Genomic DNA, 20198 nt, shown 5'->3' with positions numbered 1-20198 from the left:
GCCCGGCGCGTCACCCGATCGGGTGGTGCACGGTCACAAGCTTGGTCCCGTCCGGGAAAGTCGCCTCGACCTGCACGTCGTGCAGCATCTCCGGCACCCCTTCCATCACGTCCTCCCGCGAGAGCAGGCTCCGCCCGGAATCCATGAGCTCCGCGACCGTGCGCCCGTCCCTCGCCCCCTCCAAGACGTGGTCCGAAATGATCGCCACCGCCTCGGGGTGGTTGAGCTTGAGCCCTCGGGCCTTCCGCCGCCGAGCCAGCTCGGCGGCGTACGAGAGCAGCAAACGCTCCTGCTCGTGCGGGGTCAGCCGCATCAGTCGCCCGCCCCGCCGTAGATGTTGTGCACCCGCAGCTCCCCGACCGCCACGAGTTTGTCCTGGTCGTTCACGATCTCGACCCGCCACAGCTGCTGGCTGCGGCCCTGGTGCACCGGGGCCGCCGTGGCGCGCAGCGTCGTTCCGGGACGGGCCGGGCGCAGGAAGTCGGTGGCGTTGTGGACGCCGACGCAATAGCCCTTGCCCGCGAGCCACACCGTGCCGCCCACGCTCGGCAACGTCTCAACCACGGCCGCGTAGACCCCGCCGTGCACGATGCCCTGCGGTTGCAGATGCTCCTCGGCCACGTCCAGCTCCGCGGTCACCAGGTCCCCGCGCACCTCGCCGTAGCGCAGGCCAAGGATTTTGTTGAACCCCGTCTGGTTATTGATCTGAAGCGCTTCCACCACGCTCGCGTCCACGCTCGGATCGATGTCGGCCATGCCGGCCATCCTAGCCACACCGGCCGAAGCCGACTTCGACGCCCGATCTCGCCACATATCTGATACAGTCAGTATCATGTGTTTTGCGACACGAATCCTCGGCGCGAGTGCCGAGAGGGTATGACCGGCCCGACACCACATCACCCGACACCACATCATTTGAGAAAGCGAGAAGCAGTGACCGCCACAAGCACACGAGCGCAGACCACCGGCCCAGACAAAGGGGCGCAGCCCGACCACGAGGTGCTGATCATCGGAGCCGGGTTCGGCGGCATCGGGGCCGCGATCGAACTCAAGCGCAAGCTGATCGACGACTTCATCATCGTCGAGAAATGGGGGGCCGTCGGCGGGACCTGGCACGCGAACAAGTACCCCGGCGTCGCGGTGGACATCCCCACCTTCATCTACAGCTTCTCCTACGAGCAGCGCACGACCTGGTCGAAGTTCTTCACGCCGGGGGCCGAACTGGAGCAGTACGCCAACGAACTGGTCGACAGCTACGGCCTGCGCCGCAAGATCCGTCTGAACACCATGGTCGTGGACGGCAAGTTCGACGAGGAGAACAACTTCTGGCGCGCGACCCTGGACACCGGCGAGGAGATCACCGCCCGCCACGTGATCGCCGCGACCGGCGGCCTCGAGCAGCCCAAACTGCCCGAGATCGACGGGATCGACAGCTTCGGCGGCACCTTGATGCACACCGCGCTCTGGGACAACGACGTGCAGCTCGAGGGCAAGCGGATCGCGGTCATCGGCACCGGCGCGACCGCCCTGCAGATGATCCCGGAGATCGCGCCGAAGGCCGGGCACCTCACCGTCTTCCAGCGCACCCCGATCTACGTCACGCCCAAGCCGGACCTGAATTACAACGCCTTCTGGCGGGCGCTGTTCGGCTTCCCCGGCTTCGCCAAGGGCATCCGGCACCTGATGAACTTCTCCAGCCTCTACATCCCCGACTTCATCTGGAAGCTGCCGTCGAAGTACATCGAGGCGGGCTCCAACTGGTACGCCGGGCGGATCCGCAAGTGGATGCGCACCCAGGTCGACGACCCGGTCACCCGCGAGAAGCTCATCCCGACGACGTACGGCTTCGGCTGCAAGCGCCCGTCCATGTCGAACACGTACCTGAAGACCTTCAACCGGCCGAACGTCAGCCTGGTCACCGACTCCATCCAGAAGATCACCGAGAAGGGCCTGGTCACCGCAGACGGCACCTTGCACGAGGTCGACGTGCTGATCTGCGCCACCGGGTTCAGCATCTGGGACCACATGCCGCCGTTCCCGGTCACCGGACGAGGCGGCAAGGACCTCAAGACGTTCTTCAAGCAGAACCGCTACCAGTCCTACCAGGGCGTCACGATGGTCGACTACCCGAACCTCTTCCTGGTGCTCGGACCATACGGCTACGTGTTCGGCCCCTACCACTGGCTCATCGAGTCGACCACCGCGCACGCAGCGCGGGTGATCGCCGAGACCAAGAAACGCGGGGCCACCACGGCCGAGATCAAGAAGGAGGTGCACGACGCGTACTTCCACAAGATGCACGAGCGCAACAAGAACCACCTGTGGCTCTCCCCGACCTGCGCGAAGTCGAACACCTACTACATCGACCAGCACGGCGACTCCCCGTTCCGACCGGGCGGGCTCGGCGAGATGTACTACCACAACAGGTTCTTCCCGCTGAACAACTACCGCTACAGCAACAAGACGGTCGCCCCCGCCGCAACGCGCGCCGAGGCCGTCGCGCCGAAGGCGGAAACCGTCGACACCACCGCCAACAGCACCGGAAGCGAGCAGGTATAGCCATGAAGATCAACAAACTGCAACCCCGCCTCGTCGTCGTCACCGGCGCGGGCAGCGGCATCGGCCGCTCCATCGCCCGCCGGTTCGCCGAGCAAGGGGCCAGCGTCGTCGTCTCGGACATCAACCCCGAGACGGCGAAAGAGACGGTCATCCTCATCGAGGAGGCGGGCGGCAAAGCGTTCGCCGAGCCGCTGGACGTGACCGACCCGAACGCCTGGCGCGACTTCGCGGACGACGTGCGCGCCCTCTACGGCATCCCCGACGTGCTCGTGAACAACGCGGGCATGCTGGTCAGCGGCCGGTTCCTCGACCTTGAGCCGGCGAACTGGGAGCGCCAGCTGAGCGTGAACCTGAACGGCATGGTCTACGGCTGCAAGGCCTTCGGCCAGCAGATGGTCGAGCGCGGCTCGGGCCATATCGTCAACATCTGCTCGGCCGCCGCGTTCGCCGCGACCCCGGTGATGTCGCCGTACTCGGTGTCCAAGGCCGGGGCGAAGATGCTCTCCGACTGCCTGCGGCTGGAGTTCCGCCCGCACGGGGTCGGCGTGAGCGCCATCTGTCCGGGCGTGATCAACACCAACATCGGGTGGCACGCCGAGACCATCGGCGTCGACGAGACGATAGTCCAGCAGGGCAAAGAGATCGGCAAAAAGCTCCAAGAGCTGATGGAACGGCTCCCGCTGTCCCCGCGCAGCCCCAACCTGGTGGCCCGCGCGGTCACGCGCGCGGTCCGCTACGACCTCGCCGTGGTCCCTGTGACCTTCGAAGGCTGGCTCAGCTACGCCTTCAGCAGGCTCGCGCCGTCGCTCAACCGGTTCATCGTGAAGGGCGCCTCGGTCGACCGGGCCGAGAAGCTCGGCGTATGGGCTCTGGCGCGGTTCGGCGGACTCATCAACCGGCTCTTCCCGGATCTCGCGAGCGCCCCGGCCTCGAGCCGGCCTGCGGCGAAAGCCGGCTCGGCCAGCTCGTAAACCGAGAAAACGACAAAGCTGGAGCGCCGAGGCGCTCCAGCCAAGGGGAACCAAGAAATAAGAAAGTTGATGGCCCGCCGACCACCAGCGCGGCGGGCCATCAACTTGTGGTCCGGACCTCGCCGCAGCCCTCGGCTCTGTCCGGTACAACCATTATAGGTAAGCCTAACCTTGGTTGTCAAGGGGGTAGGATATACTGCAGTTATGAACGGTCTCGGTGATTTGGAACGCGCGGTGATGGAGCGCCTGTGGGCGTCGGCCACGCCGCTAACCGTGCGCCAAGTGCACGAGGAACTGGCGGCGGACCGCGACCTCGCCTACACCACCGTCATGACCGTGCTCCAGCGCCTCGCGCGCAAACGTCTAGTCATCCAGCGGCGCGAAGACCGGGCGCACCGTTACTCCCCCGCGCAGCCCCGCGAAGACATGGTGGCCGCGCTGCTCGTGGACGCGCTCGGCCAAGCGCCCGACTCAAGCGTCCGAACCGCCGCCCTCGTCCGGTTCATCGGGCAAGTGACCCCCGGCGAGGCGCTCGCCATGCAGGAGGCGCTGCGCCAGCAACAAGAGCTCGACCCTCCGGTCGCGAACGGGGCGGGCGAACGGTGACGACAGCCGTCGCGTTCGGGGTGCTCGCCCTCCTGCTCGCAGGGCCGATCCCCGCATGGCTCGGAGCCTCGGAATGGCCGCAACGGGCTCCCCGCGCCGCGCTCGTGCTCTGGCAAGCCGTCGCAGTCGCCGCTGTGTTCTCCGCGTTCAGCTGCGGGCTCGCCATCGCGAGCCGACTGCTCCTCCCCGGCCCCGACGGCCGCCCGACCCAGGACGTCCACGCCCAGCTCGCGAGGCTGGGCGTGCCGATGTGGCTCTTCTGCGTCGCCGTCTTCGCGCTGACGCTCCTCGTCGGGGCGCGTCTGAGCTACTCCGCCGTGCGCCTCGCGGTCGCGTTGCGGGCCCGCCGCGCCCACCACCGCATGCTCGTGGACCTTTTGACCAGCGACCGGCGGATCCCCGAGCACGCGGAGGAAGACCTGCGCCTGCTCGCCGCCGAGGAGCGGTTCGCGTACTGCCTGCCGGGCCTGCGGCATCGGCTGGTGATCAGCCACGGGACGGTGGACTCGCTCGCGCCGAGCGAGCTCGAAGCGGTGATCAGCCACGAGCGGGCGCATCTGCGAGCCCGCCACGACCTCATCTTGGAGGCGTTCACCGCGATCTACGAGGCGTTCCCCCGCCTCGTCCGGTCCCAGGCCGCGCTGACCAGCGTCCGCATGCTCGTGGAGATGCTGGCCGACGACCACGCCCGGTCGGCGGTCGGGGCCGCTCCGGTCGCCCGCGCTCTCGTGGCGCTCGCCGACACCTCGGCCCCCGCAGGAGCCATCGCGGCGGGCGGCGAGTTCACCCTCGCCAGGGTCCACCGGCTCTGCCGCTCGGAGCGCTCCCCCTTGATCGCCGCCTCGGCCTATCTCGCCGCGTCGGTCATCCTGATCGTCCCGACCATCGCTCTCGCGGTCCCGTGGCTCACCGAACTCTCCCGCCTCCTGCGTTGATCAGCACAGGGGGCTTCTCCGCTCGCCGGGGCGACGAAAGTAGATCGCCCTCACAGAGCCGATCTCGCGCAAACGCGCTAGGGTGAAGTGGTGAGCATTCCTACCGGCACAGCACAAATCGGAGTCACCGGCCTCGGCGTGATGGGAGCCAACCTCGCGCGCAACCTCGCCCGGCACGGCCACACCGTCGCCCTCCACAACCGTAGCGCCGGACGCACCGACGCCCTCCTGGAAGCCCACGGCTCGGAAGGCTCGTTCGTGCGCACCGAGACCATCCGCGAGTTCCTCGACGCGCTGGAGCGTCCGCGCCGCGCGCTCATCATGGTCCAGGCCGGCGCGGCCACTGACGCCGTGATCGAGCAGCTGGCCGCCGAGATGGAGCCGGGCGACATCATCATCGACGGCGGGAACTCGCTCTTCACTGACACCATTCGCCGCGAGGCGTCCCTGCGCGAGCGCGGGCTGCACTTCGTCGGCATGGGGGTCTCCGGCGGCGAGGTCGGCGCGCTCGAAGGCCCGTCGATCATGCCCGGCGGCCCCGCCGAGTCCTACGAATCCCTCGGCCCGCTGCTGGAGTCCATCTCCGCGCACGTCGACGGCGTCCCCTGCTGCACCCACATCGGCCCGGACGGCGCAGGCCACTTCGTGAAGATGGTGCACAACGGCATCGAGTACTCCGACATGCAGCTCATCGCCGAGGCCTACCAACTGCTCAAGGACGTGGCCGGCCTGTCGGCCGACGAGATCGCCGACATCTTCCGCGGCTGGAACACGACCGAGCTCGAAAGCTACCTGATCGAGATCACCGCCGAAGTGCTCAGCCACAAGGACCCGCGCACCGGCAAGCCTCTGGTGGACGTGATCGTGGACGAGGCCGAGCAGAAGGGCACCGGGCGCTGGACCGTCCAGTCCGCCCTCGAACTGGGCGTCCCGGTCACCGGCATCGCAGAGGCCGTCTTCGCCCGCGCGCTCTCCGGATCCCGCGCGCAGCGCAAGGCGGCCGCAGGCCTGCCGTCCGGCGACCTCGCCGAGAAGCCGAACCTCGACGGGTTCGTGGAAGACGTCCGCCAGGCGCTCTTCGCCTCGAAGATCGTCTCCTACGCCCAGGGCTTCGACCAGATCAAAGCGGGCAGCGACGAGTACAACTGGAACATCAAGCCCGGCGACCTCGCGACCATCTGGCGTGGCGGCTGCATCATCCGGGCCGGGTTCCTCAACGACATCAAGCAGGCCTACGACGCCCAGCCCGACCTGCCGAACCTCCTCGTCGCCCCCTACTTCGAGGAAGCGGTCGCCAAGGCGCTCGGCTCGTGGCGGAAAGTCGTGGCCACGGCCATCGGGCTCGGCGTGCCCGTTCCCGCGTTCTCCTCGACACTCGCCTACTACGACGGCCTGCGCGCCAAGCGGCTGCCCGCCGCCCTCATCCAGGGGCTGCGCGACTACTTCGGCTCGCACACCTATGCCCGTATCGACGACGAGGGCAAATGGCACACCCTCTGGTCCGGGGACGGCTCCGAAGTCAAGAGCTAGTTCCCAGAGGAGTCAAGCGCTCATTCCAGGGGCCGCGCGACTCCTCCCACCCGACAGCACCCACGCGCCCGCACAGACGACGAGGGCAAACGGCACACCCTCTGGTCCGAGGACGGCTCCGAAGCCACAAGCTGAGCAAGCCTCGCCGATGCTCTCCATAAGGTATGATCCTGCGTGTGACCGATGACTATCGAAGTACCGGCGCGGGGGTGACACCCTCGCGCTAGACGCGCGCCGCGCGTCTGCTGCGACATAGCTATGCCGCACGTATTGGTACAAGTTCTGAGCGTTCTCGGCTTCCTCGCGCTCACTGCGGGGACGGCGCTGTTCGTCGCCGCCGAGTACGCGCTCACCACCCTCGAACGGGGCACGGTCGAGACCGATTTCCGGCTGCGCAAAGACCGGCGGGCGAAAGCCCTTCTGCGAGCGCACCGCCACCTCTCGTTTCAGCTTTCCGGCGCGCAGCTCGGCATCACGCTCACCACGCTCGCCACCGGCTATCTCGCGGAGCCGGTGCTCGCGGAAGCGCTCGAACCGCTTATCGAGCCTATAGTCCCCGCCTCCGCGATCCGCGCGGTCGAGTCCGCCGCCGCGCTGATCGTCGCGACCTGCCTGTCGATGGTCCTCGGCGAGCTTGTCCCGAAATACCTCGCGATTGCCAAACCGCTGACGCTCGGGCGGGCGACCGCGCCGTTCCAGGTCCGCTTCTCCACGTTCTTCGCGCCAGTGATCCGAGGCCTCAACCGCGCCGCGAACGCCGTGGTGCGCAGCTTCGGGGTCGAGCCCGCCGAGGAGCTGCGCTCCGCCCGCTCCCCGAACGAGCTGGTCGTCCTCGTGCGCAACTCCGCCGTGCACGGCGGTCTGGAAAAAGAAGAAGCACAGCTCATCGACCGCTCCCTGCGGTTCGGCGAGCGCCGGGCGGAAGAAGTCATGACGCCCCGCTCGCGGATCGTCGCGCTTTTGGCGGACAACACAGTGGACGAGCTGCTGCGGATCTCGGCGGAGACCGGGCATTCGCGCTTCCCGATCCTTCAGGCCGGCAGCAGCGAGCAGGCCTCCGACCTGGACGAGGCGTTGGGCTTCGTGCACGTGCGCCAAGTGGTCGACGTGCCGAGGGCCGAGCGTGGCAAGCGCCTGTTGGAAACCCTCGCCCGCCCGGTCTCCTCCGTGCCCGCCACCTTGGACGGCGACGCGCTCATCGCGCAGCTGCGCCGGGAGAAAATGCAGGTGGTGTGGGTCGTGGACGAGTACGGCGGCACTGCGGGCATTGTCACCCTTGAGGACTTGATCGAAGAGATCGTCGGCGAGGTCACCGACGAGCACGACGGCGCGGAAGAGCTCCCGATCCAGCTCGTGGACCCGCAGGACCAAACGGCGGGCTGGGCCTGCTCGGGTCTGCTGCGCGCCGACGAGCTGTGCGAGGCGACCGGGTACCGCTGCCCGCCGGGAGACTTCGAGACCGTCGCGGGCCTGGTGCTGCACGTGCTCGGGCGGATCCCCGAGGTCGGCGACGAGCTGCAACTGCCGCAGATCCATTCCGAGGAGGAGGACGAGGGCGTCCTCGTGCCGTCTGCCTGGTGGATTCGAGTCCTCGCCATGGACGGCAGGCGCATCGACCGGCTCTGGATCGGCGAGCGTCAGAACGCGGAGCCGCGCAAGGAAACGGAGCACGGATGACAGCAGGCATTTTCGAGCTCGTCGGCCCTCTGGCTCTCTGCGCGTTCCTCGGCTGGTCGGCTCTCGTCTGGGTCCGGGCGCTGCGATCGATTCGCGGCCGTCAACGCTCCTCAGACGGACAAGGCGATGGCGCATGATCTGGGGAATCGTCGCCTTCGTCGCGCTCATCGCCGTCAACGGGCTGTTCGTCGCTGCGGAATTCGCCTTGATCTCCGCCCGCAAAGACCGGCTGCAAACCCTTGCCGACCAGGGCAGACGCGCCGCCGAAGACGTGATCGCCATCGGCGGCAGGCTGCCCGCGCTCATCACCGGGGCGCAGCTCGGCGTCACCCTCGCCTCTCTCGCGCTCGGCTGGACCGCCGAACCGATGTTCGCGGCGGCGCTCGCCGAGGTCGCGGCGTTCGCGCGCGTGCCAGCGTTCCTCGCCCACCCCGCCGCGCTCGTGCTCTCCCTCGCGCTCGTCGCGTCGGTCCACGTCCTGTTCGGCGAGATGGTGCCCAAGAACCTCGCGCTTTCCGGCCCCGAACGGGCGGCGATGCTCCTCTCCGGCCTGCTCTCTGCCTGGGTGCGCGTCACCGCGCCGGTGACGTGGGTGTTCCAGAAGACCGCCTCCGCGCTCGTCCGGCTCATCGGGGTCGAGCCGAAAGAAGAGTTCGACAGCGCCGTTTCGGTGGCCGAACTCGGGGCGATGATCAGCGAGTCCCGCGAAGTCGGCCTTTTGGACGAAGAAGAGCACCGCAGGCTCACCCGTCTGTTGTCCATCGGGGACCGCACGCTCGCCGAATTGGCCATCCCTCTCGAACGCGTGGTGAGCCTGCCCGCCCGCCTGGCCCCGGACGGCGGTGTGCTCGGCCCCACAGCGGCGCAGGTGGAGCAGGCCGTGGCGCGGACCGGGTTCTCCCGCTTCCCGGTGTCCGCCGCGCAGGGGACCGGCGCTGCCGACTTCCTCGGCTACGTGCACTTGAAGGACGCGCTGCCGCTCATGACCAGCGAGGCGGACGATCAGGACGAGCAAGGGCCGCAGCTACGGCCCTTGCCGCGCGTGTCCGCCGCGCTGAACTTGGACGACGCCCTCGCGGCGATGATGGCGGAATCGACCCAGCTCGCGCTCGTGGTGGACGAGTCGGACAAGGTCGTCGGCCTCGCCTCGCTCGAAGACCTCGTGCGGGGCTTGATGGACGGTCCCAAAAACTCGCTTGCCCGCCCGGAGTGACCTGGATAGGTCGGACTAACATGGACGTGTTCCAGTAACCGATAAGGAAGGTCGTCCATGTCTGAACGGGTCAATGTCCACGGGTTCCAGGTCGCGAAAGAGCTCTACGACTTCGTGACCGACGAGGCCATCCCGGGCACAGGCGTGGACCCCTCGGCCTTCTGGTCCGGCTTCGCCGAGATCCTGACCGAGCTCGCTCCGCGCAACCGTGAGCTGCTCGGCCGCCGCGACGAGCTGCAGAGCGCCATCGACCAGTGGCACCGGGACCACAAGGACAGCTTCCAGCCCGCCGAGTACCAGGCGTACCTCCGTGAGATCGGCTACCTCGGGGCCGACCCCGACGATTTCGCGGTCACCACGGAGAACGTGGACGCGGAGATCTCGGGCACCAACGGCCCGCAGCTGGTCGTGCCGCTGCTCAACGCCCGCTACGCGCTCAACGCCGCCAACGCCCGCTGGGGCTCGCTCTACGACGCGCTGTACGGCACGGACGCGATCAGCGAGGACGACGGGGCCGAGAAGGGCACGTCCTACAACCCGGTCCGGGGCGCGAAGGTGATCGCCTACGCCCGTGCGGCGCTGGACACCATCGCTCCGCTGGAGGAAGGCAGCCACGTCGGCTCCGTCGCGTACACGATCACCGACGGCAGGCTGCTCGTGACCACCGCCGAGGGCCGCCAGGTCTGCCTCGCCGACCCCACTGGCCTCGCGGGCTGGGTCGGCGAGCCGTCCGCCCCGACCGCGGTGCTGCTGGTCCACAACGGCCTGCACGCCGAGATCCAGATCGACCCGCAGAGCCCGATCGGCAAGACCGACCCCGCAGGCGTCAAGGACGTGCTGCTCGAATCCGCGATCTCGACCATCGTGGACCTCGAGGACTCGGTGGCCGCCGTGGACGCGGAGGACAAAGTCCTCGGCTACCGCAACTGGCTCGGCCTGAACAAGGGGACGCTCACCGAGGAGGTCACCAAGGGCGGCAAGACCTTCACCCGCGCGCTGAACCCGGACCGCTCCTACACCGGCGCGGACGGGGAGCCGCTGGTCCTGCCGGGCCGCTCGCTGCTCTTCATCCGCAACGTCGGGCACCTGATGACCATCGACGCCGTGCTCGACCCGCAGGGCCGGGAAGTGCCAGAAGGCCTCCTCGACGCGCTGGTCACCTCGCTCGTCGGCCTGCACGGGATCAAGGCCGACAACCCGCTGCGCAACTCCCGCGCCGGATCGATCTACATCGTGAAGCCGAAGATGCACGGCGCGGCGGAGGTCGCCTTCGCGGTGGAGACCTTCGAGAAGGTCGAAGCCCTCTTGGGCCTGGCGAAGAACACCATCAAGGTGGGCGTGATGGACGAGGAGCGGCGCACCTCCGCGAACCTCAAAGCCGCGCTCTACGCCGCGCGCGAGCGCCTCGCGTTCGTCAACACCGGCTTCCTCGACCGCACCGGCGACGAGATCCACACCAGCATGGAGGCCGGCCCGGTGGTCCCCAAGGGCCAGCAGAAGACCCAGACCTGGTACAACGCGTACGAGAACCACAACGTGGACGTGTCGCTGCATGCCGGGCTCGCGCACCACGCGCAGATCGGCAAGGGCATGTGGGCGATGCCGGACCTGATGGCCGCGATGATCGAGCAGAAGATCGCCCACCCGCTCGCGGGCGCGACCACCGCATGGGTGCCCTCGCCGACCGCCGCGACGCTGCACTCGCTGCACTACCACGAAGTGGACGTGTTCCGCCGCCAGGACGAGATCGCCAAGCGCGACCCCGGCCCGATCGAAGATCTGCTCACGCCGCCGCTCGGCGACCCGGCGAAGCTCGGAGCCGACGCGCTCCAGGAGCAGGTGGACGACAACTGCCAGTCCATCCTCGGCTACGTGGTCCGCTGGATCGACCACGGGGTCGGCTGCTCGAAGGTGCCCGACATCCATAACATCGGCCTCATGGAGGACCGCGCGACGCTGCGGATCTCCAGCCAGACCTTGGCGAACTGGCTGCACCACGGCGTGATCACCGAGGAGCAGGTCGTCGAGAGCCTCAAGCGGATGGCGGCGGTGGTCGACGCGCAGAACGCGGGCGACCCGTCGTACCGGCCGTTGGCCCCGGACTTCGACTCGAACATCGCCTTCCAGGCGGCGAAAGAGCTGGTCCTCAAGGGCCGGGAGCAGCCGAGCGGCTACACCGAGCCGATCCTGCACCGTCGGCGCAAAGAGTTCAAAGCCCGCCAATCATCACAGGCATGAGCCGAGCCCCGAGACAACAGCGCGCCTGGAGCCTTCTCCCCCTCGCCCTGCTGATGGCGGCGTGCGGCACGGACCCCGCCGGGCCGACGACTTCGAACCGCGCCAAGGTCGACCCGTCGGCCTTCTTCGCGGGAGCGCTGCCGGCGTACGCGAAAGACCTCGACGGCATCGCGCAGTCGCGCCTCCTCGTGCGTTCGGGCCATCCGCGAGGGTCCGACCCGTGCGCGCTCGTGCCGAAGGACGAACTCGCCAAGGCCGCGCCCGCGCTGACGGACGCGGTCCCGGGCGACTCGCTCGACTCGTGCCGGCTCTCGTTCGCCGACGACGGCCCCGGGGAGCGGTTCGATGTGAGCCTGGTCCCCGACGCGGACCGGAGCCCCGGCGAAGAGTACTTCGAGGCGCATGGGCAGACCGTGTACCAAGGCCGCTCGAGCGACAGGGCGGTGTGCTCCTTCTTCTTCGACTCCGGACTCGCCAAGTATCCGGGGGCTCCGAGGGACGTGCCCGACGCGAAGATCCAAGTCCGCGCGTACCGGCACGACAACCCCTGCGGCCTCGCCAACGCGGTGGCCACCGCCATCGCGACGGAGAAGCCGGCCAACCTTCCCGCCCGCGCCTCGGCGGAGAAGGTGCTGGACGAGGACCCGTGCGCGGTCGTCGCCGACCGGGAGAAGGCTTCGGTGGATTTCGCGGACACCGAGGCGTACCGCTGCGGTTTGGTGACCACTCCGGACGAGCGCTCGCTGTGGGTGGAATTCCGCCGCCTGCCGGACGGCAAAGTCGCCCAATTCCCAGTCGGCGCAGAGGACGGCGTCCAGGTGTGGGCCGACGCGGCTGCGACTCCCCTCGCCCAGCTGCTCGTCACGTCCACGCCGTCGCCGACCAAGGGCTCGACCCCGGCCAAACGCGCTCCGGCGAGCCCGTCCGCGAAGCCGAAACCGCCCTCTGGCCCGCATTGCACCGCGTTCGCGAAAGTCGCGGGGGCGGACTCCGCCTCGCCGCAGCCCGCGCAGAACTCCGCGCAATCGGTGTACGTTGTGGTGGGCGGACAGATCGACTGCCCGCAGGCGAAACACCTCGCAGGCGAGGCGGCGCGCAGCCTCGCGCGGTGACCGCCGCGCGAGGCTGGCCCGCCAAGCTCAGTTGTCAAAGCCCGGGCGGGTTCTTCTCCAGCGTCTTCGCCACCGGCGGCTTGTACGGGTCCGGAACGTCGATCCCCTTCGCCTTGAGCACTTTGCGCAGCCGGTCCGGGTAGTCGGTGACGATCCCGTCGACTCCGAGGTCCACGAGGTCCGACATGGCCTTCTCGTCATTGACCGTCCACGGGATGACCTTCAGGCCCGCCGCGTGCGCCCGGTCCACGAGGGCTTTCTCCAGCAGCGGAGACCCAGGCCCCGGCGGAGTCGGCCCCGCGCAGCCCGCCGTGGTGTAGCAGGGCGAGAGAATGCTCGCGCCGATGCGCTGCGCCGCCTTGACCGGATCGCCGCCGACGGCGGCGTAGTCCACCGAGCCCAGCCAGGGGCTGCCGGAGAAGAACGTCCGCTCGTCGTACATGGCGATCAGCGTGACCTTGGGGTTCTGCTGCCTGATGAGGTCGAGATTGCGCCAGTCGAAGCTCTTGACCCTGATCTGCCCCTCTCGGTGGTCCCGCTTCGACTCGAGCAGGACCGCTTCGGTCGCCTGCTCCGGGGTCGAGGAGGAAGGATCGTTCGGGACGGTGTGGATCTGGATGTCGAACGTGAACTTCGACCTGCGGTTGACGAGGTTGAAGACCTGCTGCAGCAAAGCGATCTTGTTGCCGGAAACGGCTTTCTGGTCGGGGAAGCTCGGCGAGGCCTTGTCGCACACCATGGTGAAGACCTGGGCGAAGGTGAGGTCCTTGAGCGGTTGCCCGACGTACTTCCCGTTGCACTTCGACGCGCTCGCCGTCAGGTCGCCCCACACCAACGGCGCGGGGCGCTGGTACCCGACGAGCTCGTCGGCCCCTTGCGCCTTCCCCGGAACGATGTCGAGGTCGAGCACGTCCACGCCCAGATCCAACGCGCTCTGGAACGCCGCCAACGAGTCGCCGAGGTTCAACCCGCGCCCGCCTTCGTGGGCGATCACCTCGACGCGCTTCCCGATCTGTACCTGCGGCACGGGAGGCTGGCACGCGGTCAGCGCGAGCCCCGCCGCGAGCAGCGGCCACAGTCGGACGCGCCGCGCGGGGCGCGCGCCCGTATGCACGCCGTTCTCCGGCCCACCGATTACGCTGTGATCGTCCATTGTCAGCATGGTACTCGCCCCATCACAGAAACTTCACCCTATGCCGCACACCACTCGACGCGCCCCGATCCTCCGGCAGATTTCGCGCCGGAACTTCTTCCTCGGCGCGAGCGCCGCCGCCGCTGCCGGAGCGCTCGGCTGGGCGGGCTGTCACGCCTTCGCCGACCCCGCCGACGTCGAGACCGGCAGTTTCTCCTCGAAGTTCCGCAACGGCAGGGAGACCGGTTGGGCGATCGTGCGGCCCAAAGGCGCGAGCGGACCGCTGCGGGCGGTGATCCATCTGCACGGGCTCGGCGGCGACCACACCGAAATCTTCGGCTTCGACTTCGCAGGAGCCGTCGCCTCGGCGGTCGCCTCGGGCGCGCGGCCCTTCGCCGTGGTCGGCGTCGACGGCGGGAAGATGGGCGAGGGCACCTACTTCCACCCGCGCGCCACCGGCGAAGACGCGAGCCAGATGGTCATCCAAGAACTCATCCCGCTCTTGGGCCAGCGCGGCCTCGACGTCTCGAAAGTCGCTTTCCACGGCATCTCCATGGGCGGTTTCGGCGCTCTGCGGATCGGGGCGCTCTTCGGCCCGGTCCGGACCGCCGCCATCTGCGCGGCGAGCCCCGCGCTCTGGCAGCCCGGCTCGGGGACCGCGCCGGGGGCTTTCGACTCCGCTCAGGACCACGACCGCTACAGCGGCTTCGAGCTGCGCTCCGCGCTGGCGCAGATCCCGCTGCGGATCGACATCGGCGAATCCGACCCCTTCGCCTCCGCCACCCGCTCGTTCATCGCAGGCATGGACCCCAAACCGGAGGGCGGCTTCTTCCCCGGCGGGCACGACGGCGCGTTCTGGGGCGCGCACCTGCCGGACGAGCTGGCGTGGCTGGGCAAGCACCTCGCAGCCTAGAAACAAGCGGAGTCCCGCTCACCGGGTGAGCGGGACTCCGTTCGTTCTTGTTTCCGCTACCGGGCTCCCGAGTCCGCCGCCAACTTGCGCAACGCCGCGACGAAACAGCGCTTCCCCGTTCGCCACGGAGGCTCTTCGCCGCTACCGAGTTCCCGAGTCCGCTGCCAACTTGCGCAACGCCGCGACGAAGAAATCAACCTCGTCAATCGTGTTGTAGAAGGCGAGCGAAGCCCGGACCGTCGTCTCCTGGCCGTAGCGGCGCAGGATCGGCTGCGCGCAATGGTGCCCGGCGCGCACCGCGATGCCGAGCTCGTTGAGCGCCTGGCCGACCTGGATCGGCTCGTAGCCCGCGAGGGTGAACGAGAGCACGCTCGCTTTTTCCCGAGCGTGGCCGAAGATCCTCAAGCCGGGGATCTGCGACATGCCCTCGGTGGCGTGCTCCAGCAGCTGGTGCTCGTACGCCGCGATGGCGGGCAGGCCGATCCGCTCCACATATTCCAGCGCCTCGCCGAGGCCGACCGCGTCGGCGATGTTGCCCGTCCCGGCCTCGAACCTGCCCGGCGGGGGCTGGAAGACGCTGCGCTCGAACGTCACGTCGGCGATCATGTTGCCGCCGCCCTGGTACGGCGGCATGTCCTCGAGGACTTCGCGCTTGCCGTACAGCACGCCGATCCCGGTCGGACCGTAGATCTTGTGCCCGGAGAAGACGAAGAAGTCGGCGCCGAGCGCGGCGACGTCCACCGGGGCGTGCGCGACCGACTGCGCGCCGTCGATGAGGACCTTCGCGCCAGCCCGATGCCCGGCTTCGACGATGGCCTGGATCGGGGTCACCGTGCCGAGCGCGTTGGACACATGGGTCACAGAGACGAGCTTGGTGCGGTCGGAGAGCAGGTTCTGGTACTCGCCGAGCAGCAGCTCGCCCCGCTCGTCCACCGGGATCACTTTGATCACCGCGCCGGTCTGCTGCGCGACGAGCTGCCACGGGACGATGTTCGCGTGGTGCTCCAGGTTCGAGACGATGATCTCGTCGCCCTCGCGCAGATTCTTGCGGCCCCACGAGGAGGCGACCAGGTTGATCGCCTCCGTGGTGCCCCTCGCGAAGACAATCTCCTCGGTCGAGCCCGCGCCGATGAACCGAGCCACGATCCTGCGCGCCTTCTCGTAGGCGTCGGTGGACCGAGCCGCGAGCGTGTGCGCGCTGCGGTGGATGTTCGAGTTCTCGTGCGCGTAGTAGTACGCAAGCCGGTCGATCACCGCCTGCGGCTTCTGCGTGGTCGCCGCGTTGTCGAACCAGATCAGCGGGTGCCCGTTGATTCGCTCGGCGAGGATCGGGAAGTCCGCGCGGACGCCCCGGATGTCGAACCCAGGCGCGCTGCCGGAGACCGGATGTCCAGCTCCGGAGGCCAAAGGCGCGCCGCCGAAGGCGGGAAGCCCCTCCTCTGCCGCAGGCTCCCCCAAATACGGGGCGAGGTCGACGAAGCTCGGAGCGGTGGGCACGGCAGGAGGCACAGCCGCCGAGGGCGGCCGCGTCCGGGAGGCCTCTTCGAGGAAGTAGAACTCCGGAACCGAGGCGGCTGGGGCTGAAACCGGACCGTAGGACACGGGCAAGGTCTGCGCTGGCGGGGTGGCCGGCACAGCCGGGGCCGAGGGAGCAGCGGGGGCCAGCCCCAGCGCGCTCAGCACCGAATCCGGCAGGTCCGGCGAGAACCCGCCGACGCTTCCGGCGGAGAAGCCGGGCGCGCCTGGCGGAGCGGTGGCCGGCGCCACCGGGACGCTCGGCGTCGCCGTGAGGTCGAGCCCGCCGGGAACCGAGGCGACGCCGGGTGGCGTGGCCGAACTCGTCGGGCTCGGCGGCGTCGCCGAAGTCGCCCCCGGCAGGGCGGTGAAGAACTCCGCCGCCAGCCGGTTCAACGTCGCTTCGTCCGGCAACCAGCCGACCCCTTGGCCGACATCGGCGCTTGATGCGTTGCGACCGACAGCGTTGTCATCGATCCTGCCGGACTCCCAGCCGACCCCTTGGCCGCCGTCAGCGCTTGATGTACTTGGGAGCGTAGTCATGGAACTTTCCGACCTCCACATCGTCGAGCACTGCGAGCGCGTCATCAGTCAGCACCGCGAGCGAGCAGTACAGGGACACCAGGTACGAGGCGATAGCGCTGCGGTCGATCCCCATGAACCGGACCGACAAGCCCATGCCCTGCTCGCCGGTCAGGCCCGGCTGGAAGAGGCCGACGACGCCCTGCCGCGCCTCGCCGGTGCGAAGGAGCAAGAACTTCGTCTTCCCGTCCACGACCGGAACCTTGTCCGACGGGATGATCGGGATGCCGCGCCAGGTGATGAACTGGGAGCCGAACAGGCTCACGGTTGCGGGCGGCACGCCGCGCCGGGTGCATTCCCTGCCGAAGGCGGCGATGCCCTGCGGGCTGGTCAAGAAGAAGCCCGGCTCTTTCCACACCTTGCCGATGAGGTTGTCGAGGTCGTCCGGCGTGGGCGGGCCCGCGAGCGTGGAGATCCGCTGCCCCGGCGCGACGCTGGAGAGGAGGCCGTACTCGGGGCTGTTGATCAGCTCGCCCTCTTGGTGCTCCTTGATCGCCTCGATCGTCAGCCGCAGCTGCTGAGTGATCTGGTCGTGCGGGCTGGAGTACAGGTCGGAGATGCGGGTGTGGACATCGAGGATGGTCTGCACCGCTTTGAGGCGGTACTCCCTCGGCTCGGTCTCGTAGTCGACGAAGGTGTGCGGCAACGGCGACTCGTCGTGGTTGTCGCATTGGACCGCGACCGTCTCGGGGTTCGCGACCTTGTTGACCCGGTAGATGCCAGCCTCGACCGGGACCCAGGACATCAGCCGCACCAGCCACCTCGGCGTGATGCTCAGCTGTTGAGGGACGGTCTTTGTCGCGTTCGCGAGGACACGTGCGGCGTCGTCGCTCAGCGACACTGCGTGCGGGTTGGTCACGACCTGCTCCTTTGCTCGGATTCGCATGCCCCCGTCATTCGAGATGGATCGCATGTTCTATTAAAATCACACCAACATTAATCCTTGACAAAGCGGTTTAATGCGAATGCGAGCATAGCAGAGCACGACCCGGAGGTCGTGCGGGGAAGAGCGGGAGCGGGCCGAGGGAAGTCAGCCGGGCGCGGCGACGGAGATCTGCGTCCGGTCCGGGTAGAACGCGAGGCGGCCCGCGATGGCGGCGGCCGAAGGATACGGCTCCGGGTAGCTCCAGGCCGCGTCGAGAACCGTCCCCGCCTCAGTGACCACGTCGTAGTGCGAAGCCTCCCCTTTGTAGGGGCAGTACGTGTTGGTCGCGCTGCCGCGCAGCGCAGACCAGTCCGCGGCGCTCGCTGGCAGGTAGTAGACGGGAGGGTACGCCGCCTCGCGCAGCACAAGCGCTTTTTCGCTTTCGGCGATCACAACTCCGCCGACGCGGACCACCACATGGTCGGACGAAGGCTCGATAGCGATGGGGTGGTCTGGACCGGGTAGACGCGGCTCGCGTGCCATGCGCGGTGCAACATACGGTCGGAGCGGGATATTCCCGTCTCGTCCTTGCCTCAGCGCCCGGTGCCGCCTTGGGCCGCGACCGCGGCCGCGCCGGCCTCGGCGGCCGCAGGGTCCAGGTACACCCCGCCCTTGACGATCGGCTTCAGATGCTTGTCGAGGTCGTAGCGCAACGGGACGCCCGTGGGGATGTTGACCCCGGCGATGTCCTCGTCGGAGATCTCGTCCAAATGCTTGACCAAGGCGCGCAACGAGTTGCCGTGCGCGGCGACGAGCACCGTCAGCCCTGCGCGCAGCTCGTTGGCGATGTCGTGCTCGAAGTACGGCACGATGCGGGCGACCACGTCGGCAAGGCATTCGGTCAGCGGACCGCCGCCCTGGGGCCCGTAGCGGGGGTCGCGGTCCTGGGAGAACTCGCTGCCGGCCTCGATCGGCGGGGGCGGCGTGTCGTAGCTGCGCCGCCACTGCATGAACTGCTCCTCGCCGTACTTCTCCCGGATCTCGGCCTTGTTCAAGCCCTGCAGCGCGCCGTAATGCCGCTCGTTGAGCCGCCACTCGCGCACCACAGGGATCCACAGCAGGTCAGCCTCGTCCAGCGCGTAGTTCGCGGTGTTGATCGCGCGCCGCAAGAGCGAGGTGTGCACGATGTCCGGCGCGAGCCCCGACTCGGCGATGAGCCTGCCCGCGCGCTTGGCCTCGCCGACGCCTTTCTCCGACAACGCGACGTCCACCCAGCCGGTGAAGAGGTTCTTCGCGTTCCATTCGCTCTCGCCGTGCCGCAACAGGATCAGGGTGCCAATGCTCATGGCACCTATTGTCCCATACGGGGAATAGACACGGCGAGACGACGGTTTCCTGCACTATGGCCCTCTCCATTGTCGCCTCCGCGTACGGCGGCCCAGAAGTCCTCGAACTGCGCGACCTGCCCGTTCCCGACCCCGGGCCGGGGCAAGTCGTGATCGACGTGCGAGCCGCGGGGACGAACCCCATCGACTGGAAGATCTACAGCGGCACACGCGGCGACGACCCCGCCGCGCTGCCGTTGCGGATCGGGTTCGAGGTCGCGGGCGTGGTCTCCGCAGTCGGCCCGCAGGCGCGCGGAGTCACCGGAGCCCTGCGGCAAGGGGACGAGGTGCTCGCGTTCCGGGTGTCCGGCGGGTACGCGGAACGGCTCCTCGTCCCCGCGAAGGACGTGTTGCACAAACCCGTCTCGCTCGGTTTCGAGCAAGCCTCGGGGCTGCTGCTCGCCGGGACCACCGCCGTGCACGCGCTCGCCGTCGTCGGCCTTGGCGAGGGCGACACGCTCCTCGTCCACGGCGGCGCGGGCGCGGTCGGCCTCGCCGCCGCACAGCTCGCCCGGCTGCGCGGCGCGAAGGTCGTCGCCACCGCCAGCGCGCCCCGCCACGACCAGCTCCGCGCGTGCGGGGCCGTTCCCGTCGAGTACGGGCCCGGCCTGCTCGAACGAATCAAGGCGGTCGGCCCGGTCACCGCCGCGCTCGACTGCGTCGGCACGGACGAGGCTGTGGACGCCTCGCTCGCCCTGCTCGCGGACAAGCGCCGCTTCGTCACCATCGCCGCGTTCCCCCGAGCCGCCTCGGAGGGCTTCAAGGCCATCGGCTCCCAAGCGGACCCCGGCGTAGAGATCCGCGACAACGCCCGCGCCGAACTCGTCAAGCTCGCCGCCGAGGGCGAGCTCGACGTCGTCGTGGACCGGACCTACCCGCTCGCCGAAGCCGCCGAGGCGCATCGCTACCTGCGGACCGGGCACGCCAAGGGAAAAGTCGTCCTCATCCCGTAAGGATCGAACCCG

The 20198-nt window shown here is 68.7% G+C and carries 18 protein-coding genes; 11 read left to right on the top strand and 7 right to left on the bottom strand.

From position 1 onward, the window contains the following. Positions 1-10: 10 nt before the first annotated feature. Together HMPREF9336_RS15695 and HMPREF9336_RS15690 are read right to left on the bottom strand one after the other, a co-directional pair. Positions 11-313, bottom strand: a complete 303-nt coding sequence (locus HMPREF9336_RS15695; RefSeq protein ID WP_007468740.1) for an urease subunit gamma — start codon at positions 311-313, stop codon at positions 11-13. Beyond that, positions 313-756, bottom strand: a complete 444-nt coding sequence (locus HMPREF9336_RS15690) for a PaaI family thioesterase (RefSeq protein WP_007468738.1) — start codon at positions 754-756, stop codon at positions 313-315. The genes HMPREF9336_RS15695 and HMPREF9336_RS15690 overlap by 1 nt, the downstream gene beginning before the upstream one ends. 177 nt (positions 757-933) lie before the next feature. Here HMPREF9336_RS15690 and HMPREF9336_RS15685 point away from each other — a divergent pair, with 177 nt between their 5' ends. From HMPREF9336_RS15685 to HMPREF9336_RS15645, 9 genes are all read left to right on the top strand, one after another. Then, positions 934-2559, top strand: coding sequence for a flavin-containing monooxygenase (locus HMPREF9336_RS15685; protein WP_007468737.1), 1626 nt, complete (start codon positions 934-936; stop codon positions 2557-2559). A 2-nt stretch (positions 2560-2561) separates the two neighbouring features. Continuing rightward, positions 2562-3530 (top strand): SDR family NAD(P)-dependent oxidoreductase, encoded by a 969-nt coding sequence (locus HMPREF9336_RS15680; RefSeq protein WP_007468736.1) that lies wholly within the window; start codon positions 2562-2564, stop codon positions 3528-3530. A gap of 204 nt (positions 3531-3734) precedes the next feature. Further along, positions 3735-4136, top strand: a complete 402-nt coding sequence (locus HMPREF9336_RS15675; RefSeq protein WP_007468735.1) for a BlaI/MecI/CopY family transcriptional regulator — start codon at positions 3735-3737, stop codon at positions 4134-4136. Further along, a complete protein-coding gene (locus HMPREF9336_RS15670) occupies positions 4133-5071 on the top strand; it encodes a M56 family metallopeptidase (protein ID WP_007468734.1) in 939 nt (312 codons plus the stop codon). Before HMPREF9336_RS15675 ends, HMPREF9336_RS15670 begins: the two co-directional genes overlap by 4 nt. 87 nt (positions 5072-5158) lie before the next feature. Continuing rightward, positions 5159-6601: an NADP-dependent phosphogluconate dehydrogenase gene (gene gndA / locus HMPREF9336_RS15665; protein WP_007468732.1), complete on the top strand. Its 1443-nt coding sequence runs from the start codon at positions 5159-5161 to the stop codon at positions 6599-6601. Between the two features lie 258 nt (positions 6602-6859). Then, positions 6860-8278, top strand: a complete 1419-nt coding sequence (locus HMPREF9336_RS15660) for a hemolysin family protein (RefSeq protein ID WP_021030847.1) — start codon at positions 6860-6862, stop codon at positions 8276-8278. 133 nt (positions 8279-8411) lie between these two features. Further along, entirely contained in the window at positions 8412-9491 is a 1080-nt protein-coding gene (locus tag HMPREF9336_RS15655; protein ID WP_007468727.1) for a hemolysin family protein, read from the top strand. A 57-nt stretch (positions 9492-9548) separates the two neighbouring features. Beyond that, positions 9549-11729, top strand: coding sequence for a malate synthase G (locus tag HMPREF9336_RS15650; RefSeq protein ID WP_007468725.1), 2181 nt, complete (start codon positions 9549-9551; stop codon positions 11727-11729). Beyond that, complete coding sequence (locus HMPREF9336_RS15645) at positions 11726-12841, top strand: hypothetical protein (RefSeq protein ID WP_021030846.1); 1116 nt, start codon at positions 11726-11728, stop codon at positions 12839-12841. The genes HMPREF9336_RS15650 and HMPREF9336_RS15645 overlap by 4 nt, the downstream gene beginning before the upstream one ends. A gap of 34 nt (positions 12842-12875) precedes the next feature. Here HMPREF9336_RS15645 and HMPREF9336_RS15640 read toward each other — a convergent pair whose 3' ends face one another. Next, positions 12876-13994 carry a glycerophosphodiester phosphodiesterase family protein gene (locus HMPREF9336_RS15640; RefSeq protein WP_084206707.1) on the bottom strand — a complete coding sequence of 373 codons (1119 nt, stop codon included), beginning with the start codon at positions 13992-13994 and terminating at the stop codon, positions 12876-12878. 40 nt (positions 13995-14034) lie between these two features. Between HMPREF9336_RS15640 and HMPREF9336_RS15635 the strand changes: the two genes are divergently transcribed. Next, positions 14035-14886, top strand: coding sequence for an alpha/beta hydrolase-fold protein (locus HMPREF9336_RS15635; protein ID WP_007468720.1), 852 nt, complete (start codon positions 14035-14037; stop codon positions 14884-14886). 141 nt (positions 14887-15027) lie between these two features. Here the strand turns inward: HMPREF9336_RS15635 and HMPREF9336_RS15630 are convergent, their stop codons facing one another. The 4 genes from HMPREF9336_RS15630 to HMPREF9336_RS15615 form a co-directional block, all read right to left on the bottom strand. Continuing rightward, positions 15028-16944, bottom strand: coding sequence for a family 2A encapsulin nanocompartment cargo protein cysteine desulfurase (locus HMPREF9336_RS15630; protein ID WP_021030844.1), 1917 nt, complete (start codon positions 16942-16944; stop codon positions 15028-15030). Next, a complete protein-coding gene (locus HMPREF9336_RS15625; protein WP_007468717.1) occupies positions 16913-17869 on the bottom strand; it encodes a family 2A encapsulin nanocompartment shell protein in 957 nt (318 codons plus the stop codon). The genes HMPREF9336_RS15630 and HMPREF9336_RS15625 overlap by 32 nt, the downstream gene beginning before the upstream one ends. Positions 17870-18013: 144 nt before the next feature. After that, positions 18014-18391, bottom strand: a complete 378-nt coding sequence (locus tag HMPREF9336_RS15620; RefSeq protein ID WP_007468715.1) for a DUF427 domain-containing protein — start codon at positions 18389-18391, stop codon at positions 18014-18016. A gap of 50 nt (positions 18392-18441) precedes the next feature. After that, the gene (locus HMPREF9336_RS15615; RefSeq protein ID WP_007468713.1) at positions 18442-19194 is read right to left on the bottom strand and encodes a phosphoglyceromutase; all 753 of its coding nucleotides are present in this window, start codon (positions 19192-19194) and stop codon (positions 18442-18444) included. A gap of 56 nt (positions 19195-19250) precedes the next feature. Here HMPREF9336_RS15615 and HMPREF9336_RS15610 point away from each other — a divergent pair, with 56 nt between their 5' ends. Further along, the gene (locus HMPREF9336_RS15610; RefSeq protein ID WP_021030842.1) at positions 19251-20186 is read left to right on the top strand and encodes an NADP-dependent oxidoreductase; all 936 of its coding nucleotides are present in this window, start codon (positions 19251-19253) and stop codon (positions 20184-20186) included. Positions 20187-20198 lie beyond the last annotated feature (12 nt).

The sequence above is a fragment of the Segniliparus rugosus ATCC BAA-974 genome, from assembly GCF_000185725.2.
Lineage (GTDB): Bacteria > Actinomycetota > Actinomycetes > Mycobacteriales > Mycobacteriaceae > Segniliparus > Segniliparus rugosus.
Note: the sequence above shows the minus strand (reverse complement) of the source record. Positions and strands in the feature narration are given on the sequence as shown.

Excerpts from the sequence above, each read along its gene's own strand:
- HMPREF9336_RS15695 (WP_007468740.1), bottom strand. The coding sequence starts at position 313 with ATGCGGCTGACCCCGCACGAGCAGGAGCGTTTGCTGCTCTCGTACGCC.
- HMPREF9336_RS15690 (WP_007468738.1), bottom strand. The coding sequence starts at position 756 with ATGGCCGACATCGATCCGAGCGTGGACGCGAGCGTGGTGGAAGCGCTT.
- HMPREF9336_RS15680 (WP_007468736.1), top strand. The coding sequence starts at position 2,562 with ATGAAGATCAACAAACTGCAACCCCGCCTCGTCGTCGTCACCGGCGCG.
- HMPREF9336_RS15675 (WP_007468735.1), top strand. The coding sequence starts at position 3,735 with ATGAACGGTCTCGGTGATTTGGAACGCGCGGTGATGGAGCGCCTGTGG.
- HMPREF9336_RS15660 (WP_021030847.1), top strand. The coding sequence starts at position 6,860 with ATGCCGCACGTATTGGTACAAGTTCTGAGCGTTCTCGGCTTCCTCGCG.
- HMPREF9336_RS15655 (WP_007468727.1), top strand. The coding sequence starts at position 8,412 with ATGATCTGGGGAATCGTCGCCTTCGTCGCGCTCATCGCCGTCAACGGG.
- HMPREF9336_RS15650 (WP_007468725.1), top strand. The coding sequence starts at position 9,549 with ATGTCTGAACGGGTCAATGTCCACGGGTTCCAGGTCGCGAAAGAGCTC.
- HMPREF9336_RS15645 (WP_021030846.1), top strand. The coding sequence starts at position 11,726 with ATGAGCCGAGCCCCGAGACAACAGCGCGCCTGGAGCCTTCTCCCCCTC.
- HMPREF9336_RS15640 (WP_084206707.1), bottom strand. The coding sequence starts at position 13,994 with ATGGACGATCACAGCGTAATCGGTGGGCCGGAGAACGGCGTGCATACG.
- HMPREF9336_RS15635 (WP_007468720.1), top strand. The coding sequence starts at position 14,035 with ATGCCGCACACCACTCGACGCGCCCCGATCCTCCGGCAGATTTCGCGC.
- HMPREF9336_RS15630 (WP_021030844.1), bottom strand. The coding sequence starts at position 16,944 with ATGACTACGCTCCCAAGTACATCAAGCGCTGACGGCGGCCAAGGGGTC.
- HMPREF9336_RS15625 (WP_007468717.1), bottom strand. The coding sequence starts at position 17,869 with ATGCGAATCCGAGCAAAGGAGCAGGTCGTGACCAACCCGCACGCAGTG.
- HMPREF9336_RS15620 (WP_007468715.1), bottom strand. The coding sequence starts at position 18,391 with ATGGCACGCGAGCCGCGTCTACCCGGTCCAGACCACCCCATCGCTATC.
- HMPREF9336_RS15615 (WP_007468713.1), bottom strand. The coding sequence starts at position 19,194 with ATGAGCATTGGCACCCTGATCCTGTTGCGGCACGGCGAGAGCGAATGG.
- HMPREF9336_RS15610 (WP_021030842.1), top strand. The coding sequence starts at position 19,251 with ATGGCCCTCTCCATTGTCGCCTCCGCGTACGGCGGCCCAGAAGTCCTC.